Genomic DNA, 21,431 nt, shown 5'->3' on the forward strand with positions numbered 1-21,431 from the left:
TGCGTTGCCAAGGGGGGCTACGCCGATGACTCTCAACCTGACGATGCCTCGTCAGCAGCATACCGATTTCTCGCCGCGGATCACCGTGGTCGGCGTCGGCGGTGCGGGCTGCAATGCCGTCAACAACATGATTGCCATGGGACTCGATGGGGTCGAGTTCCTGGTGACCAACACCGACGCGCAGGCGCTGCTGAACAGCCGCGCGGAGCGCCGCGTGCAGCTCGGCCCGCATCTGACGCAGGGCCTGGGCGCGGGTGCGAAGCCCGAGATCGGCCGCGCCGCGGCGGAAGAGGCGACCGAGGATCTCGCGCGCCATCTCGAAGGCGTGCACATGGTGTTCATCACCGCCGGCATGGGCGGCGGCACCGGCACGGGCGCGGCCCCGGTGATCGCGCGCATGGCGCGTGAGCGCGGCGTGCTGACCGTCGGCGTGGTGACCAAGCCCTTCGACTTCGAGGGCCCCAAGCGCCGCCGCGCGGCCGATATGGGCCTCGACGAGCTGCAGCAGTATGTCGATACGCTGATCGTCATCCCGAACCAGAACCTGTTCAGGAAGGCCAACGAGCGCACCACCTTCGCCGAGGCCTTCAAGATGGCCGACGACGTCCTCTACATGGGCGTGCGCGGCGTGACCGACCTGATGGTCAACCCGGGCCTGGTGAACCTCGACTTCGCCGACATCCGCACCGTGATGGCGGAGATGGGCAAGGCCATGATGGGCACCGGCGAGGCCGAGGGCGACGACCGCGCGGTGAAGGCGGCCGAGGCCGCGATCAGCAACCCGCTGCTGGAGGACACCTCCATGCGCGGCGCCCGCGGCGTGCTGATCAACATCACCGGCGGCTGGGACATGACCCTGTTCGAGGTGGACGAAGCCGCGAACCGCATCCGCAAGGAAGTGGACGAGGAAGCCAACATCATCTTCGGCTCCTCGGTGGACGAGGAGATGAACGGCCGCCTGCGCGTTTCCGTGGTGGCGACGGGCATCGACGCCGAGGTCGAGGAAGCCCTGGCCGAGGCGCCGAAGCTGGTCGCCATCGGCGGCGGCGCGGTGCATGCGGTGGCCGGCGCGAGCCTGCCCGGCGCCAACCCGTACGGCGCGCATCCGGCCCCGGGCGCGCCGATGGCGCGGGCCGGTGGCCCGGGTGCGCCCGCCCGTCCCGCGACGACCGCGGGTGCGCCCTCGGGGCACACCGTCGCCCCGGCGCCGGTCTCGATGACGCCGCCCTCGCTGCGCACCGCCGTGTCGCCCAGCACGGCGCCGGGTCCGCGCCTCGCCGTGAACCGGCAGGCGGAGCCGCAGGCGCCGGCCGCCGAGGCCCATCACGAGGCCGAGCCCGGCCCGCAGCCGACCGCCGAGCCCGTGCTGCGTGGCCCGATGGCCGCCCCGCTGGCTCCGCCGCGCCCGCCGGCCTCCGCCGTCCCGGCGCCCGGCGCCGCCCCGGGCGGGCTGAACCGGCTGTTCCGCCAGGCAACCGGGCTGATGAAGCGCAGCCTGCCGGAGGAGTCCCCGGCCCCTGCGCAGCAGCCGCAGCGCGCGGAGGAGGCCCATCGCGCCCCGCCGCAGGCCGAGACCGGGCTGGACATCCCCGCCTTCCTGCGCCGCCAGAAGAACAACTGACGGCCGGGCCGGCGACGGCCCGACCGCCGATTGGCCGCCCTCGCAGGACGGCCAGCGAATCCGGAAACCCGCCCGAAGATTTCGGGCGGGTTTTTTCATGCGCAATAACTCAGGAAAATCAGACACTTAACGAGAAATATTGAGAAACAAGGCTTGAATGGCGCTTCCCAGCGCCCGGTGCCAGTTTCCAGTCGTGGCGGCAGCAAGGCCGTCGGCAGAAACAGGTTCCAAAACTTCTATGGACGGTTCCCTCCTTTCCGTGACCGGCGCTCGCAAGACCCTCAAGGCCTCCATCGGCTGCGTCGGGACTGGCCTGCACTCCGGTGACCGCGTCAGCCTCACGCTGCGCCCGGCCGAGGCGGGGACGGGGATCCTGTTCCGCCGCACTGACCTGGGCGTGGACATCCCGGCCCGCTACGACCTCGTCACCGACACCCGCCTCTGCACCGCGCTGACCTGCTCCACCCCCGCCGGCGAGGCCCGGATCGGCACGGTGGAGCATGTGCTGGCCGCCCTGGCCGGCTGCGGCGTGGACGACTGCATCATCGAGGTCGATGCCCCCGAGATCCCGATCCTGGACGGTTCGGCCGCGCCCTTCGTCTTCCTGATCGACTGCGCGGGCATCACGGCCTCCGCCCCCTACGCCCCGCGCGACACGATCGAGGTCCTGAAGCCCATCCGCGTCGAGGAAGGCTCCGCCTGGGCCGAGTTGCACCCGAACAGCCGCCGTGGCCTGGAGATCTCTCTCGCCGTCATCTACGAGGGCACGGCTGTCGGCCGGCAGGATCTGTCCCTGCCCGTGACGCCGGACTCCTTCCGCGAGATCCTGGCCGATGCCCGCACCTTCACCATGGCGGAGGACGTGGCCCGGCTGCGCGCTGTGGGCCTCGCTCGTGGCGGCTCGCTCGCCAATGCGGTGGTGGTGGACGGCCCGCTGGTGCTGAACCCGGGCGGGCTGCGCCATCCGCAGGAATTCGTGCGGCACAAGATGATGGATGTGGTGGGCGACCTTTTCCTGGCCGGTGCGCCGCTGCGGGCCAGCTTCCGGGGCCACAAGTCGGGCCACAGCCTGAACAACCGCCTGCTGCGCGCCCTCTTCGCCGATCCGACCGCCTGGCGCATCGAGTCCCAGGTCGCCGAGAATGCCAGCGCCGCGGCCAACACTCGCCTCCCCATGGCTGCCGCTCCCGCCTGAGCCCCCGGCGGGACGGAACGGCCCCTCGCCCCCCTCCCCGGTTGCGCCGGGCGCGGCTCCCGCCTCTCGGCGCAAAGGCCCCGGCCTCCCCCATGGCCGTACCGGGCACCTTCACCGTCCCGGCCCCGCCGCGAGGGCCCCTGAAAGGCAGGTGCCGGAACACGGCCAGGATTGCTTCCTCGAAGCCGCTCCCCTTGGCCCCATCGAGGAAGCAGCGCAGCAGGGTCCGCCCGGTCCCCCGACGGGCGGCCCCTCTGCGCACCCGCAGTCCCCGCGGAACCGCCACCGCGTCTTCCGGGTTCCCACGGGCGCGCGCCCGGAGGCGTGCCGTCCGCATCCCTTCGTCATCCACGCTGCTTTCGGCCCCTGCCGGCGCCTCGCAGCCGTGTTATAGGGCGCCCACCATGCGCATGATCGCCACGCTCCGCCGCTCCCCCTCGTGCCGCGCCAGCCACGCGCCGCACAGGGCTCCCCGCCGGGCCCCCTTCTGGGCGCTGCTGCTGCTGCCCCTGCTCCTGCCGGGCTGTGGCCTGATCGACCAGTGGGACGGCAAGTCCTCCACCCTGACCACCAAGCCCGACGGCTCCGCCATGGGCACGCCCGAGGAGCTCTATGCCGCCGGCATGGACGCGCTGAAGCAGGAAAAGCCTGCCCAGGCGGTGGAGCTCTTCGAGACGGTGGAGCGCGAGCACCCCTATTCCACCTGGGCCACCAATGCCCGGCTGATGACCGGCTACGCGGAATATTCCCGCAACCGCTACACCGAGGCGCTGACGGCGCTGGACCGCTTCATCCAGCTCCACCCGGCGCATCGCGACATCGCCTATGCCTATTACCTGCGGGGCCTCTGCTACTACGAGCAGATCAACGACGCACAGCGTGACCAGACCTCCAGCAACACGGCCATCGCCGCGCTGCAGGATGTGGTGAACCGCTTCCCGAACACGCCCTATGCCCGCGACGCGCGGCTGAAGATCGACCTCGCCCGCGACCACATCGCCGGGCATGAGATGTCGATCGGCCGCTTCTACCAGCAGCGCGGCCTCTACGCCGCCGCGATCGGCCGCTTCCGCAACGTGGTGGACAACTACCAGACCACCAACCACGTGCCGGAGGCGCTGCACCGCCTGACCGAGATCTACCTGGCGATGGGCCTCACGGAAGAGGCCCGCAAGACCGCCTCCGTGCTCGGCCACAACTATCCGGGCAATCCCTGGTACCAGGACAGCTACGCCATGCTGGTGGAGGGGGCGCCCCCCGCGCCGGGCGACGAGCGCCCGGGCTTCTTCCGGCGGGCCCTCAACACCATCTTCTGACCTCCCACGAACCTCCCGGGGCGGGCGCCGCGCGCGCCCTCCCCGTGTCTCCCGCGGAGCCCGCTTGCTCGCCTCCCTCTCGATCCGCGACGTGGTGCTCATCGAGCGCCTGGACCTGCGCTTCGGCCCCGGCCTGACGGTGCTGACCGGCGAGACCGGCGCCGGCAAGTCGATCCTGCTGGACAGCCTGGGCCTCGCCCTGGGCCAGCGGGCCGAATCCGGCATGGTCCGCACCGGACAGGCCCAGGCCAGCGTCACCGCCGTCTTCGCCCCCGCCCCCGACCACCCCGCCTTCGCGATGCTCGCCGAGCAGGGCATGGAGGGGGAGGAGGAGATCGTGGTCCGCCGGGTGGTGAACACCGACGGCCGCTCCCGCGCCTTCGTGAACGGGGAGCCGGTGGGCGTCGGGCTGCTGCGCCGCCTGGGCACCCTGCTGGTCGAGGTCCAGGGCCAGCACGACCAGGTGGGCCTCGCCGATCCCGGCAGCCATGGCGGGCTGCTGGATGCCTTCGGCGGGCTGGAACCCCGCCGCCGCAAGGCGGGGGACGCCTTCCGCGCCTGGAAATCCGCCAGCCGCGCCCTGCGCGAGGCGCAGGAGGCCATCGCCGCCGCCCAGCGCGACGAGGAATGGCTGCGCCACGCCGTGGGCGAACTGTCCGACCTCGCCCCGGAGGAAGGCGAGGAGGAGGCCCTGGCCAGCGAGCGCCAGCACATGCAGCAGGGCGAGCGCCGCGCCGAGGCCATCGCCTCCGCCCTGGCCGAGCTGCAGCCGCGCGACCGGCGTGGCGGCAGCGGCCCCGCCGCCGCGCTGCGCAACGCCGCCCGCGCCCTGGAACGCCTGCCCGCGCCGAACGAGGAAGCCGCCCCTGCTCTGGCCGCCCTGGCCGCCGCGCAGGACGCGCTGGCCGAGGCGGAATCCCTGCTGGAGCGCCTGAGCGCCGATTTCGGCCCCGACCCGCGCCGGCTGGAACAGCTGGAGGAACGCCTCTTCGCCCTGCGCGCCGCTGCCCGCAAGCACGCCGTGCCGGTGGTGGAACTGCCCGGCCTGCTGCTGCGCCTGAAGGAGCGCCTGGGCGCCCTGGATGCCGGCACCGGCCGCGTGGCGAAGCTGGAGGCCGAGGCCCGGTCCGCCCGCGACGCCTTCATCGCCGCCGGCGCCGACCTGACCGCCGCCCGCACCAAGGCGGCCCGCGAGCTGGAGAAGGCCACGGCACGCGAGCTCGCCCCTCTCAAGCTCGACCGCGCGCGGCTGCATATCGAGATCGTGGCCCGGGAGGAACCCGCCTGGGCCGCCGATGGCGTGGACCGGATCACCTTCCTCGTCTCCACCAATCCCGGCCAGACGCCCGGCCAGCTCGCGAAGATCGCCTCGGGCGGCGAGTTGTCGCGGCTGATGCTGGCGCTCAAGGTCGTCCTCGCCCGTGGCTCGCCGGTGCCCACCCTGGTCTTCGACGAGGTGGACAGCGGCATCGGCGGCGCCACCGCCGCCGCGGTGGGGGAACGCCTGTCGCGCGTCGCGGACCGGCTCCAGGTCCTGGTGGTGACCCATTCGCCCCAGGTGGCCGCCCGTGGCACCTCCCATCTCCGCGTGGCCAAGGGCGTGCGCGGCGACCGGGCCGAGACCCGCGTCGAACCCCTCGACCTCGGCGCCCGGCGCGAGGAGATCGCCCGCATGCTGGCGGGCGAGACCATCACCGAGGCCGCACGCGCCGCGGCCGACGACCTGCTGGCGGGGGCCGCCTGATACGGATCCCCGCCTGACCACCCGGTCCCGGCCCCTTTCCCCGCCGAGGGGATAGGACCGGGGCCGATCTTCCCTGGGGCAGGGCGCCGGCTCCTCCGGTGCCTGCGGGCCCTTGCCGCCACCTCGCCGGGCCGGTCCATGCCGCGTCCCCACCCATCCCGAGGCTGCGCGGCGCCCGTCCCGCCCCCTTTCCGATCGAGGACGCGATGAACCGACGCAGCCTGCTCGCCGCCGGCATGACCCTTCCCTTCCTGGCCGCCTGCGCCATGCCCATCCAGAACGGGCTGACCCCGGTGCTGGAATCCGACACGCCGATCCAGGGCGTCACCACCAGCCGCGACGGGCGCGTCTTCGTGGTCTTCGCCCGGCTGGACGGCGCCGAGGGGCCGCGCGTGGCCGAATGGGTGAACGGCCAGTACCGCCCCTATCCCGACGCCGCCTGGAACGCCTGGCGTCCCGGCACGGCACCGAACAACGCCTTCGTCCGCGCCAACGCGTTGCGCATCGGGCCGGAGGGCGACCTCTGGGTGGTGGATACCGGCAGCCCGGGCATCGGCAAGCCGGCCCTGTCCGGCGGGCCGAAGCTGGTGCAGATCGACCTCGCCACCAACAAGGCGAAGCGCATCTACCGGCTGGACGAGCTGACCGGCGAGCGCAGCTTCATCGACGACGTGCGTTTCAACGCGCGCCTCGCCTATGTCACCGATGCCGGCCAGCCCGCGATCATCGTGATGGACCTGGACCGCGGCGCCGGATGGCGCGTGCTGGAGGGCGATCCCTCCCTCACCGCCCGCCGCCCCCTGACGGCCGAGGGGCAGGAGCTGCGCGGCCTCGACGGCCGCCCGGTCCTCATCCATGCCGACCAGATCGAGGTTTCCCGGGACGGGCAGTGGCTCTACTACCAGTCCTGCTCCGGCCCGATGTCGCGCATCGCCACCCGCTACGTGGACGACCGCAACCTCGCCGACAGCGAGCGCGCCCGCCATGTGGAGCCCTGGGCCCAGACGGGCTCCACGGGCGGCACGGCCATCGACGCCGCCGGCAACATCTACGCCAGCGACACGGACAAGCTCGCCATCCTCCGCATCGCCCCCGACCGCACCGTCACCACCCTGGTGCAGGACCCGCGCCTGCTCTGGGTGGATGCGATGTGGATCGACGATGCCGGCGACCTCTGGCTGCCGGCGGCCCAGCTCAACCGCCTCCCCGCCTTCCAGGGCGGCACGTCGCGCGTGGTGCAGCCGGTCCGGGTCTTCAAGTTCACCCTCGGCGCGCCGCCGGTCCGGCGATAGGCCGACGGGCCGGAGCGCTTCGGGGCGCTCCCCTGGCCGGCCCCGGGGAAGGCTCCGCCTCCCCCGGCACCCCTCCGCTGGGGGGATGGTATCCCCCCAGACCCCGCCTTGAGTTGGCATCGGTGGCAAAGTCAGCCCACGGCCCGATCCCCGGAAGCAGGTGGATCGGCGGGCCTCCGAGAAAAGCACCTTGCCCACGTTGGCGGCGCCCGCAGTCGCCGGAGAGCATGGCTCTCCGGCGCGATCCGGCACCAGCAGGAACCAGCGAACCGGGTCCAGGGCGCGCAGCGTCCTGGCGGATGGGGGGTACGGGGGGAAAGGCAGCGCCTTCCCCCCGGGCCACAGCCCCTTCACCCGAACACCTTCCTGCCGCGTTGCTCCGCCATCACCCGGCGTTTCCGCTCCTACCCGATCTGCCCTAGGCCAGCCGCCATGTCCGACCGCATCGAATTGCAGCCCGTCGAGTCGCTCACCGAGGAGGAGGCCCGGGCCGAGCTTGCCCGCCTGGCCGGGCAGATCGCCGAGGCCGACCTCGCCTATCACCAGCAGGACGCGCCGATCCTGACGGACGCGGCCTATGACGCACTGCGCCGCCGCAACACGGCCATCGAGGAACGCTTCCCCGCCCTGAAGCGGGAGGACAGCCCGAGCGAGGCTTCGCCCGGCGCGGCCCCGGCGGCGGGCTTCAGCAAGAGCCGGCACGGCACGCCGATGCTGAGCCTGGACAATGTCTTCGGCCCCGGGGAATTCGCCGAATTCGCCGCCCGCATCCGCCGCTTCCTGGGCCTCTCGGCCGAGGAGGTGCTGCGCTTCGTGGGCGAGCCCAAGATCGACGGCCTCTCGGTGAACCTGCTCTACGAGGACGGGCGCTTCGTGCGCGGCGCCACGCGGGGCGACGGCACGGTGGGCGAGGACATCACCCGCAACCTGGAAACGCTGGACGAACTTCCCCGCCAGCTCCCCGCCCCCTGCCCCGCCCGCATCGAGATCCGGGGCGAGGTCTTCATGACCAAGCCCGACTTCCTGGCCTTCCATGCCGAGCAGACCCGGCTGAACGAGGAGCGCGAGGCCCGCCGCGCCGCGGGGGAGCCGGTGGGCCCGGCCATCCGCATCCCCGTCAACCCGCGCAACGCCGCCGCCGGTTCGCTGCGCCAGCTCGACCCCATGGTGACGGCCAGCCGCCCCCTGCGTCTCTTCGCCTATGCCCAGGGCGAGTCCAGCGAGCCGGTGGCGGAGACCCATTCCGGGTACCTGAAGCGGCTGGAGCAATGGGGCTTCCAGGTGAACCCCCTGTCCCGGCTCCTGCCCGACGAACATGCCGCCGAGGCCTTCCAGGCGGAGCTGGCGGAGAAACGCGCCGGCCTCGCCTATGACATCGACGGCGTGGTCTACAAGCTGGACCGGCTGGACTGGCAGAGCCGCCTGGGCTTCGTCGGCCGCGCCCCGCGCTGGGCTATCGCCTGGAAATTCCCGGCGGAACAGGCCACCACCACGCTGCTCGACATCCAGATCCAGGTCGGCCGCACCGGGGCACTGACGCCGCGCGCGGTGATGCAGCCGGTGAATGTGGGCGGCGTCATGGTGCAGCACGCGACGCTGCACAACGAGGACGAGATCGCCCGCAAGGATGTGCGCATCGGCGACACGGTGATCCTGCAACGCGCCGGCGACGTGATCCCGCAGATCACCGGCATCGTGCCGGAGAAGCGGCCGAAGGACAGCCAGCCCTTCGTCTTCCCCGACACCTGCCCCGCCTGCGGCTCCCATGCCGTGCGGCCGCCGGGCGAGGTGATCAAGCGTTGCACCGGCGGGCTGATCTGCCCGGCGCAGCAGGTGGAGCGGCTGATCCACTTCGCCTCCCGCAACGCGCTCGATATCGAGGGGCTGGGCATCGAGAACATCGAGCTCCTGCACCGCGAGGGCCTGGTGAACACCCCCGCCGACATCTTCCGCCTCAAGGCCCATACGGAGCGGATGCGCGGCTGGGAGGGCTGGGGCGGCCGCGGGGGGAAGAACCCTTCCGGCAAGGATTCGAGGAAGATCGCCAACCTCCTCGCCGCCATCGAGGCGCGGCGGGAGCCCTCGCTGGAACGCTTCCTCTTCGCCCTGGGCATCCGCCGCATCGGCGCGCAGAACGCCCGCCTTCTCGCCCGCCACTACGGCACGGTGGAACACTGGCGCCAGGCCATGCTCGATGCCCGCGTCATCGGCTCCGAGGCACGGGAGGATCTGGGCGGCATCCAGGGCATCGGCCCCGCCATCGCGCAGGAGCTGGTGGAGTTCTTCTCCGAGCCCCGCAACCTGGAGGCCCTGGACGACCTGCTGCGGGAGGTCCGTCCGCAGCCCGCCGAGGCGGTGGCGGAAGGCGCCCTTTCCGGCAAGAGCATCGTCTTCACCGGCTCCCTGGAAACCATGACGCGGCAGGAGGCCGAGGCCCGCGCCGAATCCCTCGGCGCCAAGGTGGTCAAGAGTGTCTCGAAGAAGACCGACCTCGTGGTGATCGGCGCCGATGCCGGCTCCAAGGCCAAGAAGGCGGCGGAGCTGGAGCTCCGCACCCTCACCGAAGCGGAATGGCGCGAACTGGCCGGAATGGGGGCCGGAACGGGCTGAGCGCGGTCCGCCCGCCCCCTAGCGGGAGCCCAGCTCGTAGAACTCGTCGGTCAACTCCCCGGTGCCGTCGCGCAGCAGCAGGCGCGGCGGGATGCCCTCCGGGCGCTTCTTGCCCTCCGGCAGCGGCGAGACATAGGGCCCGTCGCCCCGGCGCTTGCGGAAATCGGCCTTCGCCTGGGCACGAAGCTCCGGGTCGGTCATCAGGTCATAGCCGACCCCGGCCATGACGATGGCCGTGTTGATCGACCCCTTGTCGCCGATCGAGGTGCCGCCGCAGGCCGTGACCGGCCAGGTGTGCAGCCCCACCCCCGCCGGCATGGTCGCCCAGGCGAAAAGGCCGGTCGGCGTGTTGTAGCTGACATCGCCGACATCCGTGGAACCACCCGTCTGCATCTCCGGCAGGAGGGGCAGGAGGCTGGTGGCAAGGCCGGCCTCCGGCAGCTTCGACTCGCGCTGGCAGGCGCGGGCGAAATCCTGCTCCGCCGCGGTCCATTCGACGGGCACGGCCGACATGTGCTGGTGGATGCGGCGGACCAGCACCTCGTTCGGCAGCAGGTCGTGCAGGCCGAAGGGCTGCTCGATCTCCACCGCGGTCTGCGTCGCCCTGGCCACCCCTTCGGCGACCTCGCGGACCCAGCCGGTCACCTCCCCGACCTGCTTCCGGTTGGTGTCGCGGATCACGATGGCGACCGCGGCCCGGTCCGGCACGACGTTCGCCGCCTCGCCCCCATCGGTATAGACGTAGTGCAGCCGGGTGGTGGGGCGCAGGTGCTCCCGCATGAACTGGACGCCGATCCCGAACATCTCGGCCCCCTTCAGCGCGCTGCGCCCTTCCCAGGGATCGACCCCGGCATGGGCGCTGCGGCCCCGGAAGCGAACGCGCAGCAGGTTCATCGCGGCGGTCCGCAGCATGCCCGTGCCGGTCATCGGCGCCGGATGCCAGGCGAGGCAGGCATCCAGGTCGTCGAACAGCCCGTCGCGCGCCATATAGACCTTGGCACCCTCGGTCTCCTCCGCCGCGCAGCCATAGACGCGGATCGTCCCCGGATGGCCGCCGTCCATCATCATCTTCCGCAGCGCCATGGCGGCGCCGGTGCAGCCCGCGCCGAGCATGTTGTGCCCGCAGCCATGGCCGACCCCGACGCCCTTCGGCCCGGGCACCTGCCGGGGCTCGGCCGCGTTGCCCAGGCCCGGCAGCGCGTCGTATTCCGGCAGGAAACCGATCTTCGCACCGCCCTGGCCCTGGCTCCATTCCGCGACGAAGGCCGTCGGGATCCCCGAAGTCCCCTGGCTGGCGATGGTGAAGCCGGCGGCGCGCAGCTCGCGCAGGTGGATCTCCGAGGAAACCTCCTCATGCAGCGACAGCTCGGGGTTCGCCCAGACCTCGCGCGAGATGCGGAGGATGGCGTCGCGGCAGGCCTCCACTGCCCCACGCGCTGCTTTGGTGGAAGCCGGAGGAGCTGCCTTCCCGGCCTCCTGCGCGAGGGCCGTGCCCATCCCGGCCAGCGACCAGGAAACGGCCGTCGCGAGCGATCCAAGAATGACGGAGCGGCGGGATGCGGGCATGAGGCCTGGATGCTGGCGCATATCGTGGTCCTCCCAGGAAATCCGGAACAGGACTGCTAGGTGAGCCCCCTCCCCGGCGCAACAACAGGGTGCCCTGGAAGGCCGTGCGGGGTTCTGCCACCGGGGGGGGGCACCAACCGGTCCCGCCCACCACGATCGAGCCGGGCAGCTATCCAGGCGGCGCATGGCTCGTGACAAATCTGCTGTCCGGCCACCCAGTTTCCTGTAATTGATCGTCATTCTCAATAAGAAGGCATTCCCTCCCTTGTCCGGCTTCACCGCGACGGGCCGCTGGCAACGGGCTGGCTCTCCCAACTCCCGCACGGCCAGCGAACTGGCGCCAGCCTCCGGCCGGAAGGCCCTGCCGCGCAGGCCGGACGCCCAGCCTTCCCCCGGCCCACGGACCGGCAGCCGGTTCCTTCCGGACCGCCTGGTGCGCCATCTGCCGGATCTCGTGCTGCTCGCCTTCGTCGCGATCCAGCTCCAGCCCTTCCTGTCCGCCTTCCATCAGGCCGCCGACGACAATTTCTGGCAGTACGTCACCCTGACCGAGATGGATTCGCCCTGGGATCTCGTCGCCCGCCTTACCCGCATCGCGGAGGACCAGGGGCGCATCGGCATGTATCCCGCCATGCCGCTGGTTCTGCTGGGAACCATGCTGCCGGAATACGCCTGGGGCCGGCTTCTGGTGGTCCTTTGTTTCGGCCTGACGCTGCTGGCCTTCTGCCACCTCTTCGCCCGGCGCTTCCGGTTGCCGCTGACGCGCGCCGCCCTGCTGCTCACGGCCTGCATCCTGCCGATGGTGGCGCATCACCTGCCGCCCAATGCCTATCCGGTGATGCTCACCCTGCCGCTGCTGGCATTGCTGGCGATCCATCTCCGGCTGGCCCGCGCCGGAGAGCTTTCCGTGCCGGCCGCCCTGGCCGCCGGGCTGGGCCTCTTCGCCGCGACCATGCTGCTGGAATACGCGCTGGTGGAGGGGCTCGGGCTGGCCGTGCTGGCGCTGATGGCGGCCCGGGCGCGCCGGGGCCGGGAGATCCAGGTGCACGGGGCGGCGCTGCTGGCCTCGGCGACCCTCCATTTCGGCTACCGCCTGGTCTTCCCGAGCCACTACCCGGGCACGATCGCGGAGGCCCTGCCGCTGGCCGACATCCTCCGCCTGCAACTCCTGCACACCGTCAACGGCACCGTCTTCCCCCATCTCTCCCTGGCCATCCCGTCGCCGGAGGATTTCGCCCCCGCCCTCCTTCTGCTCGCCACGGGCGCCTGGCTGGCCGCGCGTCTGCTGCCGGCACTGGCCGCGCGCCTGGACGCCCGGCTGGCCGTGCGGGTCCTGCTCGCCTGCCTCGCCTGGGCTTGGCTCAACACGCTCGCCCATGCCTTCACCCAGAAGTACCAGGCATGGTGCCGGAACGGGGACTGCACCTATGTCGACTCCCGCCTTTCCGCGCTGAGCCTGGGCATCGCCGCGGCCATAGGCCTCGCCTTGCTGCTCCAGGGCGCGGCGCGGCATGGCCCAGCCCGGGCCCGGCAGGCAACGCTCCTCTGCGCGGCGTGCCTGGGCCTGCTCGGCAGCGCCACCTTCCTGCACAACCGCGCCTCCGCCCGGGTCATGGCGGAAAAGGAAGGCGCCTTCGACCTCCTCCGCGAGAGCTCCTGCCGGATGCCGGACCGGATGGGGCACGATCCGCTGGTGCTGCAGGCGCTGTCGCGCGCTGTCCTCTGGCCGACGGACCCGGGCGGCGCCAGCAGGGCGACCTATCTCGCGACCTACCGGGACGCGCTGCCCCGGCTGGGCCTCGCCTGCCAGCCCATCGCCTTCCGGCCCATGCCGCAGCGGGCCGAGCTGCTCGGCTGGTCCTTCCGCGAACGCGGGGGCCGCTGGTCCCTGGGCGAATCCGCGGTGATGCGCGTCCCCGTCAGGCCGGACACGCTGGGCGCGATCCTGACGCTCTCGGCCTATGTTCCGCCCGGCGGCGCGCCGCAGCGCGTCACCATCCGCGACGCGGGGGGCCGGGCCTGCCAGCTTTCCCTGGAATTCACGAAGGTCCAGCGGGTCTTCCTGCCCTGGCGCGATGCGGCCCCGGGCTCGATGCTGACGCTGCTGCTGGAAACGCCGGATGCCGTCAGCCCCCGTCAGGCCGGGGCGAGCGAGGATGGCCGCGTCCTGGGCGTCTTCCTGTCCGGGGTGAAGCCTGTCCCCGCCGCGCCGGGACGTGGCAGGGGTGGGGATGGCACGGGCGGGGCCGGCACGGGCGCGGCCCTCGATCTCGGCCGCTGCATGGACGAAGGCTGACCGCCCTCGCGGCGGGAAAGGCGAACCCGCCGCGTCGGATCGCCAGGGCCGGTGCCCCCCATGGCCCCGGCCCCATGCTGCGGCGGCGGCCGGGTCAGCCCGCCGTCTTCAACCCCTCGCGCAGCCTGCTCTCCTGCTCCGCCGTCAGGTTGGTCCGCAGCACCGTCCCGCCGAACTCGGCCATGGCCGGCAGGACCTTGTCCGCCGTGACCTTGCGCACCAGCACGCAGAGCGCCGCGCCGCCCGGCGGCAGCGCCTGGGTGGCATCCTTCAGGAAGTTGTCGTCGATGCCGACATCGGTGAAGTAGCCGCTCAGCGCCCCCGCCCCGGCGCCGACCGCGGTGCCCAGCAGCGGGTTCAGGAAGAGCATGCCGATCAGCGTGCCCCAGAGCGCGCCGGAGGCCGTGCCCGCCAGGGTGGTGTTCACCAGCTGGTTCAGCTTCACGTTCCCGTCCGGCTGGCGGACGGCGACCACGGCATCCCCGATCTCGATCAGGTACTCCTTCTGCAGGCTCAGCAGCTTCTGCCGCGCGGCCTCGGCCGTCTGCTCGTCGGGATAGGCAACGATCACCAGATCCGCCATGTCCAGGCTCCTCCATCTTCGATGGGCGGTCCCATGCCGGAGGTTCCGGCGGGACTCCGGGCATAGAAGGCGTCAGGAATCCCTGCGTTGCAATCCCGGCCGGGCCAGCGCCGGGGCGCAGACATGCGAAGGGCGGAACCCGCGGGTCCCGCCCATTCCTCCGCTCACCTCACCGCGGGCAGCCCCGCGGCGTCCGGGATCACTCCGCCGCGACGGGCGGAGCGTAAGGCGTGGCGCGCCGCATGCCGTTGGCCACCACCGCGACCAGGCCGATCACCGCCGCCAGGGCGACATAATGCGCCGGCCCCATCGCATCGAAGCCCGCCAGCGTACCCACTGCCATCGGTGTCAGCCCCCCGAAGATCGCGTAGGCCACGTTGTAGGAGAAGGACACGCCGGTGAAGCGCACCGCCCCCGGGAAGGCCCGCACCATCACATAGGGCACCACGTTGATGATCCCCACCGTGGCCCCGGCCAGCGCATAGAGCGGCACCAGGTTGTCCGGGTTCGCGGCGGTGCCGACATAGAGCGCATAGGTCGAGGCGATCAGCAGCACCGTCCCCACCAGCGCCACCGCCACCGTGCTGAAGCGGTCCAGCAGCACGCCCACCAGCACGGCACAGATCGTCAGCGTCAGCGTCGCGAGGCTGCTGCCGATCAGCGTCGTGGTCGGCGGAATGTCGTGCAGGCGCTGCATCAGCGAGGGCGTCAGCAGGATCACCACCACGATGGCCGCGGTCAGCATCCAGGTCACCGCCATGGAGATCACCACCGAGGCGCCATGGCCGCGCAGCACCTGCTTCAGCGGCATCTCCTGCACCACGGCCTTGCGGGCGCGCATCGCCTCGAAGACCGGCGTCTCGTGCAGCCAGCGGCGCAGGTACATGGCGATCAGGCCGAAGACGCCGCCCACCAGGAAGGGGATGCGCCAGGCGCCGCCCAAGATCTCGTCCGGGGTATAGGCGAAGTTGATCGCCGTCGCCATCAGCGAACCCAGCAGGATGCCGCCGGTCAGCCCGCCGGTCAGCAGGCCGCAGGCCAGGCCCACGCGGTTGGCCGGCACATGCTCCGCCACGAAGACCCAGGCGCCCGGCGCCTCGCCACCGATCGCGGCGCCCTGGAAGACCCGCATGACCAGCAGCAGCAGCGGCGCGGCATAGCCGATGCTGGCATAGGTCGGCATCAGGCCGATCAGCAGCGTCGGCACCGCCATCATCAGGATGGAAAGGGAGAACATGCGCTTGCGGCCGGTCTTGTCGCCGAAATGCGCCATGATGATGCCGCCCAGGGGCCGCGCCAGATAGCCGGCGGCGAAGATGCCGTAGGTTTGCAGGTCTCCCAGCCATGCCGACGTGCCGGCGGGGAAGAACAGCTTGCTGATCGTGACTGCGAAGAAGACATAGATGATGAAGTCATAGAATTCGAGAGCGCCGCCGAGCGAGGCAAGGGCGAGGGTCTTGGCGTCCTGGCGTGTCAGGTTTCGGTCTGTTGCGTTCTCGGTCATCATCAGGTGTCCATGGGCCCGGCACCCGCCCTCCGGCGGCAGAGGAAGACGTTTCCTTTCGCGGGTGCGTAGCGGCACGCAATATTGCATCGCATCATGCCTGTCACCAATGCCACTCCCTCCACTCGGCCCTGCCCCCAGGGCGGGGCTGATACGGCAGGCCGGCGGCGCCGGGGCAGCAGCGGCGCTGATGCCGGGGATCAGGATTATGCGTTGGACCGGCGCCGCCGCCCGGCGCAGAAAGCCACCGCCATGCCGCTCGATCCCGCCCTGCTCGCCGCCTATCTCCTGGCCTGCCTCGTCCTGGTGCTGACACCGGGGCCGGACATGATGTTCGTGCTGGGCCAGACCCTGTCCGGCGGCCCGCAGCGGGGCTGGGCGGCGGTGCTGGGCATCGTCTGCGGCGCCTTCTGCCATATCGCCGCCGCCGCGCTGGGCGTGGCCGCCATCCTGGCGGCGGAGCCCATGCTCTTCGCCCTGCTGCGCCTCGCTGGCGCCGCCTATCTGGTCTGGCTCGGCCTCGGGGCGCTGCGGGCCGCCTGGCGCGGCGAGGCGGGCATCGCCCCCGCCGCGCCCTCCGCCGGAGCGGCGCCCCGGTTTCAGGGAGGGCACCTCCGGGGCCAGGGCCGCATCGTGCTCCAGGGCATGCTGACCAACCTGCTCAACCCCAAGGTCGCGCTGTTCTTCCTGGCCTTCCTGCCGCAGTTCGTGGCGCCGGGCCTCGCCCCGGCCTGGCTCCAGATGCTGCTGCTGGGCCCGCTCCTGCCGCTGCTGGCCCTGCCGCTCTTCGCCATTCTGATCGCCGGTGCCGGCCGGACGGTCGGCCGCCTGAACCGTTCCGCCCGCGCCACCCGCTGGCTGAACGGCCTCGCCGGCACGATCTTCCTGGGGCTGGGACTGCGCCTGCTGCTCGACCGGCGATAGGCGCCGTCGTTCCGGGAGGCGGCATGCCCTGGCCCATGGACGCGCAAGGGTCCGGCCCCGGGGGAGAGGCTCCGCCTCTCGCCCCGGTCCCCCTCACCGCCAGGACGCTCCGCGCCCTGGACCCGATGGGCTGGCGCGCGCGGTAACCGTCAGCCCGAAGGTGTTCGATCCCCCCGCGCCCAACGCCCCTTGCTTCCCAGACCCAGCCCGGGCTATAGGAATATAGTCAACTCCACCCTCATGTCACCGTCCCCTGGAAGCGAGAATCCGAGCGGCATGCGCTCGCCATGCATGGGAGAGCCCGCACTCATCCGGACGGATAAAGGTCTAAAATCCTAAAATCTTAAAGCCCTAAAATCCGGGAGGGCGCATAGGGGGAAAGACCCTGGCCCGTGCGGGCGGGGGGGGGGGAGGAACGGACAGCGCCAGCGCCGGACCGTAACGCCCCTGGGGGTCATGCATCCCGCCCTTCGCCCTACATCTCCGCCGGGCCGAACCGCCCGTGCCGTTCCACCATCCCGGCGCTGGCCTCGTTCAGCCCGATCACCTCCACGCGCAGCCCGTGGCGCCGCATCTTGTTGACCACGCCCTCCAGCGCGCCGACGGCGGTGATGTCCCATAGATGCGCCCCGGTCAGGTCGATCACCACCTGCCGCGCCACCGCATCGCGCAGGTCGAAGGCATCGGCGAACATCTCGGCGGAGGCGAAGAAGACCTGCCCCTTCACCGTATAGGTCCGGATGCGGCTGGCCTCGTCGTACCGTTCCTCCACCTGCATCAGCCGCATGACCTTGAAGGCGAAGAAGACGCCGCTCAGCAGCACGCCGACGAAGACGCCCATCGCCAGGTTGTGCGTCACCACCACCACCGCGACGGTGGCCAGCATCACCAGGCTGGACAGGCGCGGATGCGCCGCGAGGTCGCGCAGCGAGGACCAGGAGAAGGTGCTGACCGAGACCATGATCATGATGGCCACCAACGCCGCCACCGGCACCTGCGCCACCCAGGGCCGCAGCAGCACCATCAGCACCAGCAGGAAGGCCCCCGCCACGAAGGTGGACAGCCGCCCCCGCCCGCCATAGCGCAGGTTGCCCACGGTCTGCCCGATCATGCCGCAGCCGGCGATGCCGCCGAAGGCCCCGACGGCGATGTTGGCGATGCCGAGCCCGGTGCATTCGGCGCGCTTGGAGCTGTTGGTCTCGGTCCAGTCGTCCACCACCCCGGCGGTCATCATGGATTCCAGCAGCCCGACCATCGCCATGGCCAGCGCATAGGGGAAGATGATCCGCAGCGTCTCCAGGTTCAGCGGCACCTGCGGCCAGACCAGGGCGGGCAGCGAGTCCGGCAGGCGCCCCAGATCCGCCACGGTGCGCAGCGGCATGTCCACGCCCATGGCGATGACGGTGAGAACCACGATGCAGATCAGCGGCGAGGGGATCGCCTCGCTGATGCGCGGCACGAGATAGATGATGGCCAGCCCCAGCGCGATCATCGCATAGGTGTGCCAGGTCACGTCCATCATCTGCGGCAACTGCGCCGAGAAGATCAGGATGGCCAGCGCGTTCACGAAGCCCGTCCGCACCGAGCGCGAGACGAAGCGCATCAGCACGTCGAGCTTGAGCAGGCCGAAGACCACCTGGATCGCCCCGCAGAGCAGCGTGGCCGCCAGCAGGTATTGCAGCCCGTGCGAGGAGACCAGCGCGGCCGCCACCAGCGCGACGGAGCCGGCGGCCCCCGAGATCATGGCGGGCCGGCCGCCGGTGAAGGCGATGACGATGCCGATCACGAAGGAGGCGAAGAGCCCCACCTCCGGATCGACGCCCGCGACGAAGGAGAAGGCGATCACCTCCGGGATCAGGGCGAAGGTGCCCACCATCCCGGCCAGGATTTCACGGTGAAGGCTGCCGCCGGTCCATTCGGCCCGGTAGCGTGCGAGGTCGAAGCTCATGCGAGGCTCATGGGGGAAACTACGGTCCCGGTTCCTTGGGCCGTGTCACGCGCGGGATGCGGAGGACGGCCGGGAACCATCCGCGCCCCTGGCCCGGACTTCCCCGCCGATCCCCGGCCTTCGCTCGCAACAGGCGATCATGGGCCGCCGCACCATGTGCGACGGGTCGAAGCATGTCGTTGTTGCGAGCGCAGCCTACATCGGCCTGGTGATCCCTCTGGCCTCATGCGGCAAGGACAGGCACGAAACATGCCGGAACCGGCCGGAGCCCGATTTTGCGGTGCAGCAGGGTTAGACCCTGCCGCCGGAGGGTGCAAGCCGCCCGGCGGCGTATCGCCGGGCCGGACGGCACGCCCTCCCCCGCTCAGAGCGGCGCGCAGGCCTGTCGCAGCCAGGCCGCCACCTCGGGCTCCAGGCCCGGCGCCACCTCCGACGCCACGCGGGCATGATAGACATCCACCCACTCCCGCTCCGCCGGGGTCAGCAGCGTGGGCAGGATCAGCCGCCGCTCATAAGGTGCCAGCGTCAGCGTCTCGAAGCCCAGCCAGGGCCGCCCGGAGACCCCCTGCCCGGCCGAACGCACCAGCAGCAGGTTCTCGATGCGGATGCCATAGGCTCCGGGCAGGTAGAAGCCCGGCTCGTCGGACAGGATCATCCCCTCCTCGACCGGCACGGGCTTCGCCGCCCGCGAGAAGGCGACCGGCCCCTCATGCACCGAAAGGAAGGAGCCCACGCCGTGCCCCGTGCCATGGTCGTAGTCCATCCCGGCATCCCAGAGCGGCCGCCGCGCGATGGCGTCGAGATGCGGCCCCGCCACCCCCTTGGGGAAGGTCAGCGTGGCCAGGGCGATATGGCCGCGCAGCACCCGCGTATAGCGCTCCCGCAACTCCGCCGGGGCCTCGCCCGGCCCGGTCCAGAGGGTGCGCGTCACATCCGTGGTGCCGTCCGGGAACTGCGCCCCGCTGTCGATCAGGTAGCATTCGTCCCGCCCGATCGCCCGGTCCGTCTCCGGCGTCACCCGGTAATGCACGATCGCCCCGTTCGGCCCGGCACCGGAGATGGCGGGAAAGGATTCCGCCCGGAACAGCGGCAGCGCCCGGCGGAATTCCAGCAGCTTCCCGGCCGCCGTGATCTCGGTCTGCCCGCCCCGCGGCGCCTCCCCGGCGAACCAGTGGAGGAAACGCGCCAGCGCCAGAGCGTCCCGCGCATGTGCCGCCCGGGCACCCGCCTGCTCCACCGCGTTCTTGCGCGCCCGCGGCAGGCGCACCGGATCCTCCCCCGTCACCACGGTCGCCCCCGCCTCGCGCAGCCGCATGGCGAACCAGGCCGGGGTCAGGTCGGGATCGACCCGCACCCGCTTGCCCGCCAGCGCACGCAGCGCCTCCGGCCATTCCTCCGGCATCCGCAGCGCCACGGCATTGCCGAGATGCCCGCGTAGCACCTCGTCCACCTTCGCCGGGGCGATGAACAGGTCCACCGTCCCGTCCGCCCGCAACAGGCCCTGGGACAGCGCCAGCGGCGTGTTCTCCAGATCGCCGCCCCGGATGTTCAGCAGCCAGGCGGTGCTGTGCGCGTCGGCCAGCACCGCCGCATCCTCGCCCGCAGCCCGCAGCGCCGCGGCAGCCGCCTCGCGCTTCTCCTCCGCGCCCTGGCCGGCATGCTCCGCCGCCTGCGGCACGGCCCGGGCCATCGGCGGCGCAGGGCGGTCGGCGCCCCAGGCGGCATCCAGCGGGTTGCCGTCCAGCGGCACCAGCTCGGCACCCGAGGCCGCCAGCTTCTCCACCGCCGATTCCGGCATCAGCCGGGGGTCGTAGCCGACGCGCCGGCCCTTCGCATGCTCCCGCAGCCAGTCCGCCGCCGGTTCCTCAGTGATGTGGCGCCGCTCCCAGAGCGCGGGGTCGGTCTGCGCCGCCACCTGGGTGGTGTAGCGCCCGTCGGTGAAGACCGCTGCCCGTTCCGGCAGGACGATGGCCAGCCCGGCGCTACCCGTGAAGCCGGTGAGCCAAGCCAAGCGCTCCGCCGAGCCCGGCACGTATTCGCCCAGATACTCGTCCGAGCGCGGCACCACGAAGCCCTCCACGCCGAGAGCGGCCAGGTTCCGGCGCAGGGCCTCCAGCCGGGCCGCCGGGAACGCCCCGGTGCCGGTGCCTGCGCTCACGAGACCGCGACCTTCGTAAACGACATGTTTCACTCCTATTTCATGACCTGAACGCATATCTCAGCAGCCAGATCCGCACGAGCAAAAGCGGCGGGCGCGCTTATGTTGCTTTGCATCAAGCGCGGCACGGCGAAGCGAGTCGAAGTCACAACGACCCACAGCCACGAACCGCGCCGCGAAAGGAACGCTAGTCATGAATACCCGGATCAACCAGACCGAAGCCGCCCTGATGATGCCGATGCCCGCCAACGCCCAGGCCGAGCGCATCCAGGCCCTTCGCCAGCAGGCCCTGCAGCAGAGCGACAGCGGGATCGGCCGCTGGTTCCGCAGCCTGACCCTGCGCCTCTCCGAGGGTCTGCAGCGCCGTCGCGCCATGGCCGAGCTGCAGGAGCTGACGGATCGCGAGCTGGCCGATATCGGCCTGACCCGCGCCGACATCCCGCACCTGTTCGACCGCATGTCGCAGCAGGAGCAGGTGGCTGCCCGCGCGCCCGTGTCGCGCCCGGCCAACGACTTCGGCGGCAAGCGCGCCGCGGCCTGAAGGCACGGAGCCGGCGGGTCTCCCGCCGATCACAGGCTTGCGTTTTCCACATGGAACTTCGCCAGCCATGGTGAAAAGGGACGGCTTGCCGTCCCTTTTTTTGTGCCTGCCCGCCAGCGCCAGAAAAATTCTG

Annotated in this window: 14 protein-coding genes; 9 read left to right on the top strand and 5 right to left on the bottom strand. The window is 71.5% G+C overall.

From position 1 onward, the window contains the following. The first annotated feature begins 25 nt into the window (after positions 1-25). From ftsZ to ligA, 6 genes are all read left to right on the top strand, one after another. Positions 26-1,621: a cell division protein FtsZ gene (gene ftsZ, locus RGI145_RS13490; RefSeq protein ID WP_075798766.1), complete on the top strand. Its 1,596-nt coding sequence runs from the start codon at positions 26-28 to the stop codon at positions 1,619-1,621. 238 nt (positions 1,622-1,859) lie between these two features. Beyond that, on the top strand, positions 1,860-2,816 hold the full coding sequence (gene lpxC / locus RGI145_RS13495; protein WP_156878536.1) for a UDP-3-O-acyl-N-acetylglucosamine deacetylase: 957 nt from the start codon (positions 1,860-1,862) through the stop codon (positions 2,814-2,816). Positions 2,817-3,220: 404 nt separating this feature from the next. Further along, a complete protein-coding gene (locus tag RGI145_RS13500; protein WP_083670704.1) occupies positions 3,221-4,132 on the top strand; it encodes an outer membrane protein assembly factor BamD in 912 nt (303 codons plus the stop codon). Positions 4,133-4,196: 64 nt separating this feature from the next. Further along, positions 4,197-5,876, top strand: a complete 1,680-nt coding sequence (recN, locus tag RGI145_RS13505) for a DNA repair protein RecN (protein ID WP_075798768.1) — start codon at positions 4,197-4,199, stop codon at positions 5,874-5,876. 206 nt (positions 5,877-6,082) lie between these two features. Beyond that, positions 6,083-7,168, top strand: coding sequence for an L-dopachrome tautomerase-related protein (locus RGI145_RS13510; protein WP_075798769.1), 1,086 nt, complete (start codon positions 6,083-6,085; stop codon positions 7,166-7,168). 432 nt (positions 7,169-7,600) lie between these two features. Next, positions 7,601-9,778: an NAD-dependent DNA ligase LigA gene (ligA, locus tag RGI145_RS13515; protein WP_075798770.1), complete on the top strand. Its 2,178-nt coding sequence runs from the start codon at positions 7,601-7,603 to the stop codon at positions 9,776-9,778. Positions 9,779-9,796: 18 nt separating this feature from the next. Here ligA and RGI145_RS13520 read toward each other — a convergent pair whose 3' ends face one another. Next, the gene (locus RGI145_RS13520) at positions 9,797-11,344 is read right to left on the bottom strand and encodes an amidohydrolase (RefSeq protein WP_237183070.1); all 1,548 of its coding nucleotides are present in this window, start codon (positions 11,342-11,344) and stop codon (positions 9,797-9,799) included. Positions 11,345-11,777: 433 nt separating this feature from the next. Between RGI145_RS13520 and RGI145_RS13525 the strand changes: the two genes are divergently transcribed. Beyond that, positions 11,778-13,640: a hypothetical protein gene (locus RGI145_RS13525; protein WP_156878537.1), complete on the top strand. Its 1,863-nt coding sequence runs from the start codon at positions 11,778-11,780 to the stop codon at positions 13,638-13,640. 94 nt (positions 13,641-13,734) lie between these two features. On the opposite strand, the gene RGI145_RS13530 is transcribed toward RGI145_RS13525, so the two are convergent. Together RGI145_RS13530 and RGI145_RS13535 are read right to left on the bottom strand one after the other, a co-directional pair. Continuing rightward, entirely contained in the window at positions 13,735-14,223 is a 489-nt protein-coding gene (locus tag RGI145_RS13530; protein ID WP_075798773.1) for a DUF1269 domain-containing protein, read from the bottom strand. 199 nt (positions 14,224-14,422) lie between these two features. Then, positions 14,423-15,730 carry an MFS transporter gene (locus tag RGI145_RS13535; protein WP_237183071.1) on the bottom strand — a complete coding sequence of 436 codons (1,308 nt, stop codon included), beginning with the start codon at positions 15,728-15,730 and terminating at the stop codon, positions 14,423-14,425. 210 nt (positions 15,731-15,940) lie between these two features. Between RGI145_RS13535 and RGI145_RS13540 the strand changes: the two genes are divergently transcribed. Then, entirely contained in the window at positions 15,941-16,651 is a 711-nt protein-coding gene (locus tag RGI145_RS13540; protein WP_083670707.1) for a LysE family translocator, read from the top strand. Between the two features lie 475 nt (positions 16,652-17,126). On the opposite strand, the gene RGI145_RS13545 is transcribed toward RGI145_RS13540, so the two are convergent. Further along, a complete protein-coding gene (locus tag RGI145_RS13545) occupies positions 17,127-18,599 on the bottom strand; it encodes a SulP family inorganic anion transporter (RefSeq protein WP_075798774.1) in 1,473 nt (490 codons plus the stop codon). Between the two features lie 364 nt (positions 18,600-18,963). Then, a complete protein-coding gene (locus RGI145_RS13550) occupies positions 18,964-20,757 on the bottom strand; it encodes an aminopeptidase P family protein (RefSeq protein WP_075798775.1) in 1,794 nt (597 codons plus the stop codon). A 193-nt stretch (positions 20,758-20,950) separates the two neighbouring features. Between RGI145_RS13550 and RGI145_RS13555 the strand changes: the two genes are divergently transcribed. Beyond that, on the top strand, positions 20,951-21,298 hold the full coding sequence (locus RGI145_RS13555; protein WP_037225240.1) for a DUF1127 domain-containing protein: 348 nt from the start codon (positions 20,951-20,953) through the stop codon (positions 21,296-21,298). Positions 21,299-21,431 lie beyond the last annotated feature (133 nt).

Source organism: Roseomonas gilardii (assembly GCF_001941945.1).
In the GTDB taxonomy this organism is placed as follows: Bacteria; Pseudomonadota; Alphaproteobacteria; order Acetobacterales; family Acetobacteraceae; genus Roseomonas.

Coding starts and splice junctions, on each gene's coding strand:
- lpxC (WP_156878536.1), top strand. CDS start 1,860: ATGGACGGTTCCCTCCTTTCCGTGACCGGCGCTCGCAAGACCCTCAAG.
- RGI145_RS13520 (WP_237183070.1), bottom strand. CDS start 11,344: ATGCCCGCATCCCGCCGCTCCGTCATTCTTGGATCGCTCGCGACGGCC.
- ftsZ (WP_075798766.1), top strand. CDS start 26: ATGACTCTCAACCTGACGATGCCTCGTCAGCAGCATACCGATTTCTCG.
- RGI145_RS13530 (WP_075798773.1), bottom strand. CDS start 14,223: ATGGCGGATCTGGTGATCGTTGCCTATCCCGACGAGCAGACGGCCGAG.
- RGI145_RS13545 (WP_075798774.1), bottom strand. CDS start 18,599: ATGAGCTTCGACCTCGCACGCTACCGGGCCGAATGGACCGGCGGCAGC.
- RGI145_RS13555 (WP_037225240.1), top strand. CDS start 20,951: ATGAATACCCGGATCAACCAGACCGAAGCCGCCCTGATGATGCCGATG.
- ligA (WP_075798770.1), top strand. CDS start 7,601: ATGTCCGACCGCATCGAATTGCAGCCCGTCGAGTCGCTCACCGAGGAG.
- RGI145_RS13500 (WP_083670704.1), top strand. CDS start 3,221: ATGCGCATGATCGCCACGCTCCGCCGCTCCCCCTCGTGCCGCGCCAGC.
- RGI145_RS13510 (WP_075798769.1), top strand. CDS start 6,083: ATGAACCGACGCAGCCTGCTCGCCGCCGGCATGACCCTTCCCTTCCTG.
- RGI145_RS13535 (WP_237183071.1), bottom strand. CDS start 15,730: ATGATGACCGAGAACGCAACAGACCGAAACCTGACACGCCAGGACGCC.